The sequence below is a fragment of the Streptomyces sp. CB01249 genome (assembly GCF_001905735.1).
Lineage (GTDB): Bacteria > Actinomycetota > Actinomycetes > Streptomycetales > Streptomycetaceae > Streptomyces.
Map to the genome: position 1 here is coordinate 535,965 of NZ_LISW01000003.1, position 13,333 is coordinate 549,297.

Consider the following 13,333-nt stretch of genomic DNA (forward strand, 5'->3'; position numbering starts at 1 on the left):
CGGCCGTTAGGATCCGGCCATGACGACGTTCGAACGCGAGATCACCGCGCCGGTCGACCTGTGCCTGCCCGACGGCCGCCTCGACCCGGCGGCGGTCGGCTGGTCGCGGACCCCGCTGCACCGCGCCAACCTGCGCGGCTGGGGCCGGACGAAGCGCTGGGAGTACTGGTGCGTGACGACGCCCACCCATCTGGTGGCGCTGACCGTCAGCGATCTGGACTTCCTCGCCCTGAACAGCGTCTACCTGCTGGAGTACGCGCCCGGCGGCCTCGAGTTCGAACGTACGGCGATCCTCCCCGCCGGTCTCGGCGCCCGCCTCCCCGACACAGTGGCCGGCTCCCCCGGCGCCCCGGCCGTGGTCACGGGCCCGGCGCGCCCGACGGGCGGCAAGGTGCGCATGGAGATCCGCGACGAGCCCGGCGGCACCCGGCTGCGGGCCCGCTGTCTGACCCCGGAGCGGGTGCCGGTGGAGGTGGACCTCCTGGTCGCCCGCCCGGCGGACCACGAATCGCTCTCCGTGGTCGTGCCGTGGGACAGCCGCCGCTTCCAGTACACCTCCAAGCAGACCGCGCTGCCCGCGTCCGGCCGGGTCAGGGTGGGCGGGGAGTTCCTGGACTTCGACGGGGACGACACCTGGGCCGTCCTGGACCACGGCCGGGGCCGCTGGCCGCGTACGGTGCGCTGGAACTGGGGCGCTGCGTCCGGCCGCACCGACGGGCACACCCTGGGCGTCCAGCTCGGCGGGCAGTGGACGCTGGGCACCGGCTCCACGGAGAACGCGCTCTGCGTGGACGGCCGGCTGAGCAAGATCGGCGAGGAGCTGGACTGGCGCTGGTCCACCGCGGAACCGCTGCGTCCGTGGACGGTCCGCACCCCGCTGACCGGGCAGGTCGACCTGACGTTCACCCCGTTCCACAACCGCCGCGTCCGCACCGAGGCGGGGGTGCTGGCCAATCGCACCGACCAGCTGTTCGGCCACTACGACGGCACGGTGCGCGCGGACGACGGGACGCGGATCGCGGTGGAGCGGCTGCTGGGGTGGGCGGAGGACGTGCGGATGCGGTGGTGAGCCGTTACGCGCTCAGCCGGTCACGGAGACTGCGAGGTTCCCCAGGCCGCCCGCCGCACCGGCCCGGCGCAGGGCGACGGAGCCGTACGGGGTGCGCAGGCGGAGCCAGCTGCCGGCCGCCAGGAGGGCGACCGGGAAGGCGGGGTCGGCGCGCAGGAAGCCGAGGGACTGCGCGGCGTGGACCGCGCGCAGCGGGAGCTCGGTGCTCGCGAGGGTGCGCGACCAGATGTCGTGGCCGATGCGGTCCCGCTCCTCGCGGGTGCGCCGGTCCTCGGGCAGGGCCTCGTCGCGGACCCGGAATTCGGTGACGGCGGCGGTGAGCGCGGCGCGCAGGGCGACCGGTCCGGGCAGCCCGGACCGCTCCCGCCAGCCGCCGCGCGGCGGGAGGACACCGGCCCAGGGCGGTCCGGTGACCGGGGCGGGCAGAGCGGCTTCCAGCCCTTCGTTCGGCAGCGTCTCCAACAAGTCGCCGGCCGACACCGTGACATCGAGGTCGTGCGGGTCGGCGAGCCGGGCCGCACGGATCGCCAGCACGTCGAAGGACGGGGGCCTGCCGAACACGGCGAGCGCGCCGCCGCCCGCCTGGAGGCGTACGGCGGCGGCACGGTCGTAGTGGAGCAGCCGACCGAGGAAGGCGCCGAGATCGGCGGCCTCCCTCGCGTCGGCGAACCGCAGCGACTGTACGGACACGGTCATACCGCGGCGGGCTCCTCGGCCAGGTACTCCTGGAGGAACCGCTTCTCCTCCGGGGAGATGCGCCGGGGGCGCTCGGCGGCCAGGTCGTACGGCACGACGACGGTCGAGGCGCGTACGTAGACCTGGTCCGGGTCCTTGATCTCGTAGGCGATCGTCAGGGACGCGGCGCCTATCTTCGTGACCCAGGACTCGACGGTCACCGGACGGTGCCGGTGGACCAGGGGCCGCACGTAGTCGATCTCGTGCCGCGCCACGACGGAGCCGCCCGCGAAGGACGGCGAGCCGTCCCCCGGCGCCAGCCGGAACATGAAGTCGATCCGCGCCTCCTCCAGATAGCGGAGGAAGACCACGTTGTTGACGTGGCCGAAGGCGTCCATGTCCGACCAGCGCAGCGGGCAGCTGTAGATGTGACGAGCCAAGACGATCAGCCTCGCGTGAGCTTCTTGTACGTGGCGCGGTGCGGACGGGCCGCGTCCGGGCCGAGGCGGTCGATCTTGTTCTTCTCGTACGACTCGAAGTTGCCCTCGAACCAGTACCACTTGGAGTCGCCCTCGTACGCCAGGATGTGCGTGGCGACGCGGTCCAGGAACCAGCGGTCGTGGGAGATGACCACGGCCGCGCCCGGGAACTCCAGCAGCGCGTTCTCCAGCGAGGACAGGGTCTCGACGTCGAGGTCGTTGGTGGGCTCGTCGAGGAGCAGCAAGTTGCCGCCCTCCTTGAGCGTCAGCGCCAGGTTGAGGCGGTTGCGCTCACCACCGGAGAGGACCCCGGCCGGCTTCTGCTGGTCCGGGCCCTTGAAGCCGAACGCGGAGACGTACGCCCGCGAGGGCATCTCGACCTGGCCGACGTTGATGTAGTCCAGCTCGTCCGAGACGACGGCCCAGAGGGTCTTCTTCGGGTCGATGTTGGCGCGGGACTGGTCGACGTAGCTGATCTTGACCGTGTCGCCGACCTTGATGGAGCCGCTGTCCGGCGTCTCCAGGCCCTGGATCATCTTGAACAGCGTGGTCTTGCCGGCGCCGTTCGGACCGATGATGCCGACGATGCCGTTGCGCGGCAGCGTGAACGACAGGTCTTCGACGAGGACCTTGTCGCCGAACGCCTTCGACAGGTTCTCGACCTCGACCACGATGGAACCGAGGCGCGGCCCCGGCGGGATCTGGATCTCCTCGAAGTCCAGCTTCCGCATCTTGTCCGCCTCGGCGGCCATCTCCTCGTACCGGGCGAGACGGGCCTTGGACTTGGTCTGGCGCCCCTTGGCGTTGGACCGCACCCACTCCAGCTCTTCCTTGAGCCGCTTCTGGCGCTTCTCGTCCTTGCGGCCCTCGACCTTGAGGCGGGTGGCCTTCTTCTCCAGGTACGTGGAGTAGTTGCCCTCGTAGGGGATGGCCCGGCCGCGGTCGAGTTCGAGGATCCACTCGGCGACGTTGTTGAGGAAGTAGCGGTCGTGGGTCACGGCCACGACGGCGCCCGCGTACTTCGAGAGGTGCTGCTCCAGCCAGTTCACCGACTCGGCGTCGAGGTGGTTGGTGGGCTCGTCGAGGAGCAGCAGGTCGGGCGCCTCGATGAGGAGCTTGCAGAGCGCGACGCGGCGCTTCTCGCCACCGGAGAGGTTGACGACGGGCCAGTCGCCGGGCGGGCAGCCCAGGGCGTCCATGGCCTGCTCCAGCTGGGCGTCCAGGTCCCACGCGTTGGCGTGGTCCAGGTCCTCCTGGAGCTTGCCCATCTCGTCCATGAGCGCGTCGGAGTAGTCGGTCGCCATCAGCTCGGCGACCTCGTTGAAGCGCTTGAGCTTGCCCATGATCTCGGCGGCGCCGTCCTGGACGTTCTCCAGAACCGTCTTCGCCTCGTCGAGGTGGGGCTCCTGCATGAGGATGCCGACGCTGAACCCGGGCGACAGGAACGCGTCACCGTTGGACGGCTGCTCCAGGCCCGCCATGATCTTCAGCACCGTGGACTTACCGGCACCGTTGGGACCCACCACACCGATCTTCGCGCCGGGCAGGAAGCTCAGCGTCACGTCGTCAAGGATGACCTTGTCGCCGTGCGCCTTGCGTGTCTTGCGCATCGTGTAGATGTACTCAGCCAAGAGAAACCGTCCGGCAATCGATGAGTGGGCAGATACACCCCATCTTGCCTGACGGCCACCCCTGGACGGAAACGGGTAGCTCAGAGGCTCGTGACCTGGCCCATCTCCTGGGGCTGACGGGCCGGTCGTGGTCGTTGATGGCCTTCGTTGGTCATCGTTGGTCACCCATTGACGGCCCACAGACGGCCCGACGGGGCCTGGAGCCAACTAGCAACTGGCCGCCCAACACACCACGAAACAGCCCCAGTTCTCATACAATGCGACTTAGGTCACATACGGAGGGGATCCACATGGCTAGTGGCGCGACTCGACGCAGCAACCTCAACATCGGTGGCGAACAGGCCGAGGCTGACCCGCTCCTCATGGAGGCGTTTTACGAATCGGACGACTACAACACCATTTCAAACCGAGAAGACCCGCGATGCTTCCTGATCGCTCGAACCGGGAGCGGCAAGTCAGCAGTTCTACAGAGGCTCGAAGAAGAAAACACTGCACATGTAGTCAGGATCGCCCCGGAGGACCTTTCCCTCAACTACATCACCAACCTTAGCGTGATGCGCTTCCTGGGTGATCTAGAAGTAAGTCTCGACCCTCTCTTTATTGCACTCTGGAAACATGTACTTCTTGTCGAGCTGATCCGCCACCGGTACAAGGTCGACTCCCCAACCGCCAAGACCAATTTCCTGGCCACGCTTCGAGAAAAAATAAAGCGCGACCCTGGAAAGCGCGCAGCACTCGACTACTTGGAAGAATTCCAGGATAGATTCTGGGTCGAAGCAGATGAGCGTGTTCGAGAAATTACCGAGAAATTTGAGGAGAAAATAAACACGGAGGCAAAGGGGACTCTAGGTTTTTCCGGGAACCCAGCAGTCAACGCGTCAGCAACAATCGGAGGAGCCTCCGCTGACACCTTCTCCACAGAGACTCGGAGAGAACTCTCCGAGCGCTTTCAGCGCATAGTGAATGAAACACAGATGGCCCGCTTGAACAAAATGCTGAAAGTTCTAGATGAAGATATTCTCGACAGTCGCCAGAACTTTACTTTCGTCGTAATTGACGACCTCGATCGTGACTGGGTTGACGAAAAACTAGCAAACTCTCTGGTCCGGTGTCTTTTCAGGGCGGTACTCGATCTGCAGCGCGTAAGAAATCTGAAGGTGATTGTGGCCTTGCGGACCAACATCTTTGAGAACCTAGACTTCGGGCACAGGAGCGGCGGACAAGAGGAGAAATTTCGGTCGCTCGCCTTGCACATGCGCTGGAGCCCTGGTGAGTTGCGCGAACTAGTGAACGACCGACTGCGCGTGGCCACTACCAAGCGCGGCACTCCGGTGAACTCGATTGCGGATACACTTCCTCGTACCAACGCTACGCGCGGGGATGCCTTTGATTACATGCTCCAACGAACACTGATGCGCCCCCGAGACATCATCGCTTTCGTCAACGAAACTTTCACAGCAACAGGAAGCGATAGGGTCTCATGGGAAGACATAAAGACAGCTGAAGATTCCTACTCATACAAGAGATTGCTCGCACTGCGGGACGAATGGAAGATGTCATACCCGGACATCGATAAAGTCTTTGGGATATTCAGCGGTAGCACCGTGCCGATGCCAAAAGACGAGTTCACTAGACGCATAGACGATGCAGCACTACTGCTCGCGGATCCTTACTTCCGGGGCGCCGAGTGGCTGGATTGGATGACGTCAGCCATGTGGAATAACCCAGCTGGCACTTGGGCCGATTGGTACGGACCCCTTGTAAAGCTTCTATACAATATCGGTTTCATAGGCTGCCTTACCGGCAGCCAGGCACCCGTCCGCTACGTACGCACGTTCCCCGAGTACGCTGAGAGGGCCAGCAACTTGGAAGCGACAACGGGGTACACGATTCACCCGACTTTCCAGGCCGCCCTGGACATACGTATGGATGGTTCACGTTTCGGGGCCGCCTTGGGACCTACTAGCTGACCCGAATTTACAGGGCGCCAGGATCAGCGGGTCCACCGCTAGGTGGGCCCACCAATCCTGAAATCGAGATACAAATAGGCATTGAGCGAACGGCAGTGAACGGTCGCGATAAATCCAACCAATCTACGCGATCGAGCAGGGGGACATGTTTCGTCAGTGAATCCGTGCGTGTCGGTCGGGTCTCCCGCTGCGCTAGCCATCCCGATACGCGCGGGCCGCCATTCACAGCGCCGCCCTCCGTGACTGTCCTCACGTGCTGAAACCCGCGTCGCAGGTAGTACTTTTAAAGCCCTTGGTTCGTAGTCCAGGCACCCAGTCGAAGCCAGGCCGCGCCCGCACTATGCGCCCGATCTGCCGCCCAGTCGAGCAGCCTCCCCCCAATGTCATGGCCCGCGTAGGCCCGAGCAACGGTTAGCTTGTTTATGAACACGGACGGCTCCGCCAGTTCCTCGGCCGTCCAGAGACCGTCCTCTGGGTCGGTGGTCAGCGTGATCGTCCCCGCCGTCACCTCACCATCACGGAGCATGTAGACCGTGCTTTCCTCGATAGTGGCCGACAGCCGATCCGCCGGGTAAGGGCGGCTCCACTTGTCGGTTCCGAGAGTCCTCAGCCAAGCCGCCGCCTCCTTTCGGAAGGCGAGCTGCTTGGGGAGGTCGCTTGGCTGAGCAAGCGTGATCTTCACTGTGGCTCGTTCTCACTTCGGGCGGACAGGTCGCCGATCTCGTCATCCGGTTCAAGCCGCCCCGGAACGTGGTGTCGGTGCACCGGATGGGTCGCTCGTCGGAGTAGCCGATGCGGGTCCACAGCAGGACTGGAACCCCTGCCCCGATCACCAACAGGCGGGCCTCTTCCGGGGTCGGCATCCGGGTCGCGATCTCATCGAAGTACCCGATCTGCGTGATGCCCAGATCAGCGAGATACCGAGTCGTCCCCTCCGCAATGTCGCCCGGCTCGCCCAATCGCGGCCCCAATTCCAGAAGCCACTCCGGATAATGCGTGGCCTGCGTCGACCACGGAACGTCGTCCATGAACTGTGACAGTGCCTCAGCACGGTCGTAGCGCCCACGTCTACGAGCAACCGTTCCGCTGCGCACTGAAGCGCTGACTGAAGCTCCACCCGGAGTTCTTGGCTGGGGCGGCGGCCGGCGTTGATGACGTCGGTGCTGTAGGCGTCGTCGTTCTGCGGGAATCTCAGGTTCTCGGACCTGGAGGCGCTCAACCGGAACACCTCAACGCCGGGTCCCGGGTCTCGGTACGTGTGGGCCGGGTGGGGTGGTGTGGCGGGGATACGCCAAGGCCCCGGCGGGCTGGTGCCTGCCGGGGCCTTGGTCAGTGCGTGTGGCGGTGTGCTACCGCTGGTCACTCACTGGCGGTGCGGCCCTTGCGGCGAAGGAGCACGACCGCGCCGCCGCCGACGACGACCAGGGCGATGGCGATGCCCGCGATCATCGGGGTGGCGCTGGAGCTGCCGGTCTCGGCGAGGTTGGTGTCGTCGCCGCCCGTGCTGCCGCCGGCCGTGGCCGTGGTGGGCTTGTCGCCACCGGTCTGGGTGTCGGTGCCACCGGTGCTGCTGCCGCCGGTGGTGCTACCCGTGGTCTTGCAGTCCAGGACGCCCTTGAAGGTCTTCGAGAAGCCGTTCGGGCCGGTGACCGTGACGTCGTACGCCTGGTCCTCGGCGACGGGCACGGTGACGGTCACGGTCTTGCCGGCCTCGACGGTGTTCTCCTTGCCGCCGAGCTCGAAGGTGAACGCCTCGTCGCCCTTGTTGCCGACGGTGATGTCGACGCCGCCCTTGGCGCAGTTCTTCTCGGCGGTGGCCGTCGGGATCGGGCCCTGCTTGGCCCAGGTGGCGGTGGCGGTCGCGGAGACCGTCGACTCGCTGGAGCCGGCCAGGATCTGGGTCTGGCTCTTGGTGACCCCGGCGAAGGCGCGGCCGACCGGGACGGAGGTGGCGGCCTGGACGGTCAGCGAGGCGTTGCCCTCGTCGGAGCCGGCGGGCACGTCGAAGTAGAGCTGGTCGCCGTCGGACGCCGTGGTGACGGGCTTGCCCGCCTTGTCGGTGACCTTCACGCCGCTGGCGAGGTCCGCCGGCGGGGTCACCGTGGCCTGGCCGGCGTTGGTGTGGACGGTGACCGGGCCGAGGCGCTCACCGGAGCGGCCGGAGACCGCGACCGGGTCGAGCGCCAGGGACGCCTTGGGCTCGGCGGTGACGGTGGCGGAGCTCTCCAGCCAGTCCGCGAGCTTCTCCGCCTGCTCGTCCTGGGCGGACACGTCGGCGTGGTCGGAGAACCGCCAGATCGCGACCTGGGTGCCGGCCGCCGCGGTCTTCTCGGTGAGCGGCCCGGTCTTGGCGGCCTCCGCGAGCTTCGCGAGGTCGTTCACCTGCGGGTACGAGTGCTGGAGGATCCAGAGGATCTTGCCGGCGTCGTTGTTGCCGCCGAGCGAGGTCTGGTCCCAGGGGGTCTCCAGGTACTTCGCCCGGTCCTGGGTCGGGTTGTGGATGTCGATGCAGTACGTCTTGAGCGTGCCGCCGCCGTCCACGTTCATCTCGAACAGACCCGCGGACACCTTGCGCGTCTTGCCCCCGTCGTGGAGGAGCGCGGTGTCATAGGTCTTGAGGCCGTCCAGTACGGCGGTGGCCCCGCCCTGGTGCGCGGGCACCTCGTCGGCCGTCGCGGTGCCGGCGCCGACGAGGGCTCCGGCCACCACGAGGCCGGACGCCATCGCGGAAGCGGTCAGCCGGGCTATGCGCCCGCGCCGTGCGGTCGGGGCCGTCGCCTTGGAAGACGAAGCGGTCGCTGAAGAAGCAGAAAACACTTATTTCCCCTCCGGGCGAGACCCTCGCGCCCGGTACGCGTGTGGGGATTGTCCCGCCTGCTACTCAAGTGCCTTGTGAGTACGGGGAGATCCTATGGAGCAAGCCATGAACAGTCCCCCGTCATACCATCCGACAACCATTCCGAATCGCAATCGTTATCCCGGGCACCTCGCGCCCCGTTGCGACCACCGGCCCCGGCACGCTTGGTCGTCACGCGGTCACCAGATCGGAGTCGGGCTTCCGGGGCGCAGCCCCCTCCTTCTGACGCACCGTCCGCCGCCGCACCGGCCGCTCCCGCACCGGCGCCTCCTCCGACGGCTCCGCGCCGCCCACCGGTTCGCCCCCGCCCACCGGCTCCTCGACCGGCCGTCCCGGCTCCTCGACCTCCCGCACCGGCGCCTCCCGCACCGCCCACGGATCGGCCCCCGCCGCGACCGGCGCCGGCCCGTACCTCGAAGTCAGCCCCGGCTCGCCCCTGACCACCCGGCGAAAGGCCGCGGTGCCCCGGGTCAGATCGTGGCCCACCGCCACCGCCTCGATGTCCACGAAGGTCCGGCGCTGCCCCTCCAACTCCTCCTCGCGCACCTTCAGCCTGCCGTGCACCACCAGCGGCTCCCCCACCGCGACCGAGCCCGTCAGATTCGCGGCCAGCGTGCGCCACGCCCACACGGTGTAGAAGCTCGTGTGCCCGTCGGCCCAGACCTCCTTGGCCCGGTCCCAGCGCCGGGGCGTCACCGCGAACCTGAAGCGGGCCATGCCCCCGCTCGCCGTCTCCCGGAACTCCACCGCCGTCGCCGCGTTGCCCACCAGCGTCACCAGGGTCTCGTTCATGACTCCGCCTCCCCTTCGCCCGGATCCCGTGGCCGCGCCGTACGCGCGGTCACCGGTCCCATGCTGGAGGGGAGGCGGAAATCCTGCCGGGGGCTGTGGACTAACGGCCCGTTGTGGAAAACTCCGTCACCGCCACATAGCGTTCCCGCACTTCGCGGTAGCGCATCAGCTCCGCCGCGACCGGGTCGAGCACCCGGGCCCGCCCGCAGGCCGCCGCCGCCTCGCGCAACCGTCGTTCGGCCTCCTGCCCGTACCGCCGGGCGGGGCCCCGGGCCGCCGCCGCGCACGACCACTCGACGAGCGGGCCGCCCACGATGCCCCCGAGCATCACCAGGGCGGGCGTCAGCAGCCCCGGCTCCAGCACCCCGATGATCTGGCCGGCCAGCCACAGGCCGCCGAAGATCTGCAACAGCGTCATCGCGACCTGCGCCAGCACCGCCGCGGGCCACCACGCGGGCCGCGGCGGCTTCCCGGCGGCGCGCCCGCCCCGGCCCTCACCCGCGCCCCTGCGCGACGTGCCGCCCGCGGGCTCCGAAGCCGTCGCGCACACCGCACCGCCCGCGCCCCGCGCGGCCGCCTCGCCGCCCGCCACGCGCCCCGCCAGTTCGTCCAGCGCGTCCGGCAACCCCTTCGCCCCGTGCACCGCGGCCTCCCGCACCGCCTGCGCCCAGGGTCCGGGCAGTCCGGCCGCGGCGTCGTCCGCGACCGTGCGCACGGCCTGCTCGACGCGCTGGCGTGCGGTGAGCCGTTCCTCGGGCGGGGCGGCGAGCGGGACCCGGTCCCGGCTGCCGGGCTGCCGCGTGGCCTCGTACCAGCGCCACAGCCGGAGCCACGGCGTGCCGCAGGCCCGTCCGGCGTTGCGGCGCCACTCGCGCTCGGCCGCCTGGCCCGCCGCCGCGGCGCCCACGGCTTCCGCCAGCCGGTCCGTGAACTCCTCCCGGGCCCGCTCCCCCAGACCCGGCCGCCCCTCGGCGACGTACACCGGGCGGAGCCTGGCCGCCGCCGCGTCCACATCGGCGGACAGGCGGCGGGTGGCGGCCGTGCGGTCCTGGACGAACCGGCCCAGCAGTTCGCGCAGTTCACCGACGCCCTCGCCGGTGAGGGCGGACAGCGGCAGGACGGTCGCTCCGGGCTCGCCGTGCTCGCCGAGCGCCATGCCGTCCTCGTCCAGCAGCCGGCGCAGGTCGTCCAGGACCTGGTCGGCGGCCTCGCCCGGGAGCCGGTCGATCTGGTTGAGCACGACGAAGGTGACCTCGGCGTGGCCGGCGAGGGGGCGCAGGTAGCGCTCGTGCAGGGCGGCGTCCGCGTACTTCTCCGGGTCCACCACCCAGATCACCGCGTCGACCAGCGCGAGCACCCGGTCCACCTGGTCGCGGTGGCCCTTCGCCGCCGAGTCGTGGTCGGGCAGGTCGACCAGGACCAGGCCCTGAAGCGCCTCGTCGGCCGCCGCGCCCGGCGCCGGCCTCCGTCGGAGCCTGCCGGGCACGGCGAGGCGGTCCAGCAGTCCGGCGGCCCCGTCGGTCCAGGAGCAGGCGAGCGGGGAGGAGGTGGTGGGGCGGCGCAGGCCGGTCTCGGAGAGCGGGGCACCCGCAAGCGCGTTGAAGAGGGCGGACTTTCCGCTGCCGCTCGCCCCGGCGATGGCGACGACGGTGTGCCGGGAGGAGAGCCGCTGCCGGGCCGCCGCCTCGTCCAGCACCCGGCCCGCCTCGGCGAGCGCGGCCCGGTCCAGGCGGGCCCTGGAGAGGCCGACGAGTTCGCGCAGGGCGTCCAGGCGCGGCCGGAGCGGGCTGCCGGAGTCCACGTACGCCTCGACCTGCGGCCGCCCGTCGTCCTCCTCTTCCTCGGGGGCCTCGTCCGGGGTCTGTTCGGCCTCCTTCCGGCCGGCCTGCGCGCGCCGGGCGATCAGCCCGTCGTCCCAACCGGTGCCGGAACGGGAGGTGTCGGAGCGGGAGGTGTCGGAGCGGGAGGTGTCGGAGCGGGAGGTGTCGGAGCCGGAGGTGTCGGACAGCTGTTCCCCGGTTCCGCCCTGCCCCGGATTCTCGTCAGTGACGGCAGTCATCGCTGCCACCTCTCCTTCTGCAGTAGGGACAGCGCGGCAATGAGTTCGGCCTGTGGCTCGGGGGCCACGTCGAGGGCGTCCAGGGGGGCGAGCCGCCGGTCGCGTTCGCCGTTCAGCACGTGGTCGAGGCAGTTGGTGAGCAGTGCGCCGCCCTTGTCGCGCAGCCTCAGCGCACCCTGCGCCCCCATGCGTTCGGCGAGCTGTTCACCGGCGGTGCGGGCGCGGCGACCGCCGAGCAGGGCGGCGGCCAGCAGGGCGGCGACGGTCTCGGGGTCCGGGGCGGTGTTGCGCTCCATCAGGCGCAGCTCCTCCTCGGCGAGTTCTTCCAGGATCCGGCGCCATCTGCGTACAGCCATGTCGATCCGGCCCCGGATGTCCTCGGCCGGTCCCCAGCCGCCCTCCTCGCGGCCCGCCGCCTCGAAGGCGAAGGCCGCGGCGGCGGGTTCCTTGCGCCAGACGGCGCGGATCTGCTCGTCGGCGGCGGCGACGCCGCACTCCAGGAGCGCGGCCAGGCTCTCGACCAGCGCGTCGAGCACTTCGTCGGAGCTGCTGTACGTCGGGTAGCCGCGCCATCTGGTGCGGGCGTCGCCGGCGAGGGCGCCGCCGTTCTTCAGCCTGCGCCGGAGCCGGGCGCCCTCCTTCCCGTACGCCTCCTCGACCACACCCGTGAGCCGTACGGCGGCGGCGTACTGCGCGGCGACGGCTCCGGCGAGCGCGGGCATCCGGACGTTCAGGGAGTCGATGACCCCGGCGGCGGTCCGGCCGACGGCCTGCTGACGGGCGGCCGGGTCCTGGGCGCGGTGCGCGAGCCAGGCGCGGAGCGGGGCGACGGCGGTGGTGGGCAGGAGGCCCCTGCCGCCGCCCGCCGATTCGGGCAGCTCGGGGATGGTGAACCGAGGCACCTCGCCGAGCCCGGCCTTGGTGAGCAGGGCCCCGTACTGGCGGGAGACCTCGGCGATCACCTGGTGCGGGACGCGGTCGAGGACCGTGACGAGCGAGGCGTTGTACTCCTTGGCGGTACGCAGCAGGTGCCAGGGCACGGCGTCGGCGTACCGGGAGGCCGTCGTGACCATGACCCAGATGTCGGCGGCGCAGATGAGTTCGGCGGCCAGGACCCGGTTGCGGACGACGAGGGAGTCGATGTCGGGGGCGTCCAGGAGGGCGAGCCCGCGCGGCAGTCCGGGCGCGGTCTCGACGCGCAGCGCGGTGCCCTCCTCGGCCGCGTGGCCGTCGGGTCCGTCGAGGTCGTCGCACTGGCCGGGCTCGGCGTACTCCTCCGGCGGCAGCCAGACCCGGGTGAGCTGCGGCAGCACCCGTACGCCCGTGAACCAGTGCTGGTCGTCCGGGTGGCAGACCAGGACGGGCGTGCGGGTGGTGGGCCGCAGCACCCCGGCCTCGCTGACCCGGCGCCCCACCAGCGAATTGACGAGCGTCGACTTGCCGGCGCCGGTCGATCCGCCGATGACGGCGAGCAGGGGCGCCTCGGGATCCTTGAGCCGGGGCAGCAGGTAGTCGTCCAGCTGGGCGAGCAGCTCGGTCCTGGTCTGCCGGGCGCGGGCGGCGCCTGGGAGCGGGAGTGGGAGACGCACGGCGGCGACACGGTCGCGCAGGGCGGAGAGTGCGTCGATGAGCTGAGGCCGTACGTCCAAGGTCACCACATGCGAAGAATGCCCAATTTTGGAGCCTTTTTGAAGCGTATAGCCACCTCTGCGCGCCGGTTCCTCCGTCCGGACAGAGGGGATGAGTGGGGCGCAGGCATAACGAGTGCACAACACCCGTGGCGTGAAGCGCCAAAAGCGGT

The 13,333-nt window shown here is 69.4% G+C and carries 10 protein-coding genes and 1 pseudogene; 2 read left to right on the top strand and 9 right to left on the bottom strand.

The window, feature by feature from the left end:
- Positions 1-19: 19 nt before the first annotated feature.
- Entirely contained in the window at positions 20-1,069 is a 1,050-nt protein-coding gene (locus AMK18_RS18100) for a DUF2804 domain-containing protein (protein ID WP_073863551.1), read from the top strand.
- A 12-nt stretch (positions 1,070-1,081) separates the two neighbouring features.
- Here AMK18_RS18100 and AMK18_RS18105 read toward each other — a convergent pair whose 3' ends face one another.
- Genes AMK18_RS18105 through ettA form a run of 3 tightly spaced genes read right to left on the bottom strand, consistent with a single transcriptional unit; the run spans position 1,082 to position 3,854 of the window.
- Complete coding sequence (locus AMK18_RS18105) at positions 1,082-1,765, bottom strand: hypothetical protein (protein WP_073863552.1); 684 nt, start codon at positions 1,763-1,765, stop codon at positions 1,082-1,084.
- Positions 1,762-2,184, bottom strand: a complete 423-nt coding sequence (locus AMK18_RS18110; RefSeq protein WP_026171908.1) for an acyl-CoA thioesterase — start codon at positions 2,182-2,184, stop codon at positions 1,762-1,764. Before AMK18_RS18110 ends, AMK18_RS18105 begins: the two co-directional genes overlap by 4 nt.
- Before the next feature lie 5 nt (positions 2,185-2,189).
- A complete protein-coding gene (gene ettA, locus AMK18_RS18115) occupies positions 2,190-3,854 on the bottom strand; it encodes an energy-dependent translational throttle protein EttA (protein WP_073863553.1) in 1,665 nt (554 codons plus the stop codon).
- Between the two features lie 290 nt (positions 3,855-4,144).
- Here ettA and AMK18_RS34635 point away from each other — a divergent pair, with 290 nt between their 5' ends.
- Positions 4,145-5,824 (top strand): P-loop ATPase, Sll1717 family, encoded by a 1,680-nt coding sequence (locus tag AMK18_RS34635; RefSeq protein ID WP_143202272.1) that lies wholly within the window; start codon positions 4,145-4,147, stop codon positions 5,822-5,824.
- 283 nt (positions 5,825-6,107) lie between these two features.
- Here the strand turns inward: AMK18_RS34635 and AMK18_RS18120 are convergent, their stop codons facing one another.
- From AMK18_RS18120 to AMK18_RS18145, 6 genes and pseudogenes are all read right to left on the bottom strand, one after another.
- Positions 6,108-6,506 carry a GNAT family N-acetyltransferase gene (locus AMK18_RS18120; RefSeq protein WP_376451345.1) on the bottom strand — a complete coding sequence of 133 codons (399 nt, stop codon included), beginning with the start codon at positions 6,504-6,506 and terminating at the stop codon, positions 6,108-6,110.
- Positions 6,503-7,055 (bottom strand): annotated as a pseudogene (locus tag AMK18_RS18125) (UTRA domain-containing protein); the annotation flags it as partial. The pseudogene AMK18_RS18125 and the gene AMK18_RS18120, both read right to left, overlap by 4 nt.
- A gap of 128 nt (positions 7,056-7,183) precedes the next feature.
- A complete protein-coding gene (locus AMK18_RS18130; RefSeq protein ID WP_198957029.1) occupies positions 7,184-8,641 on the bottom strand; it encodes an LAETG motif-containing sortase-dependent surface protein in 1,458 nt (485 codons plus the stop codon).
- 211 nt (positions 8,642-8,852) lie between these two features.
- The gene (locus tag AMK18_RS18135; protein ID WP_073863555.1) at positions 8,853-9,473 is read right to left on the bottom strand and encodes a single-stranded DNA-binding protein; all 621 of its coding nucleotides are present in this window, start codon (positions 9,471-9,473) and stop codon (positions 8,853-8,855) included.
- Between the two features lie 100 nt (positions 9,474-9,573).
- Positions 9,574-11,532 carry a YfjP family GTPase gene (locus tag AMK18_RS18140; RefSeq protein WP_073863556.1) on the bottom strand — a complete coding sequence of 653 codons (1,959 nt, stop codon included), beginning with the start codon at positions 11,530-11,532 and terminating at the stop codon, positions 9,574-9,576.
- Positions 11,529-13,181: a dynamin family protein gene (locus AMK18_RS18145; protein WP_073863557.1), complete on the bottom strand. Its 1,653-nt coding sequence runs from the start codon at positions 13,179-13,181 to the stop codon at positions 11,529-11,531. Before AMK18_RS18145 ends, AMK18_RS18140 begins: the two co-directional genes overlap by 4 nt.
- Between the last annotated feature and the right edge of the window lie 152 nt (positions 13,182-13,333).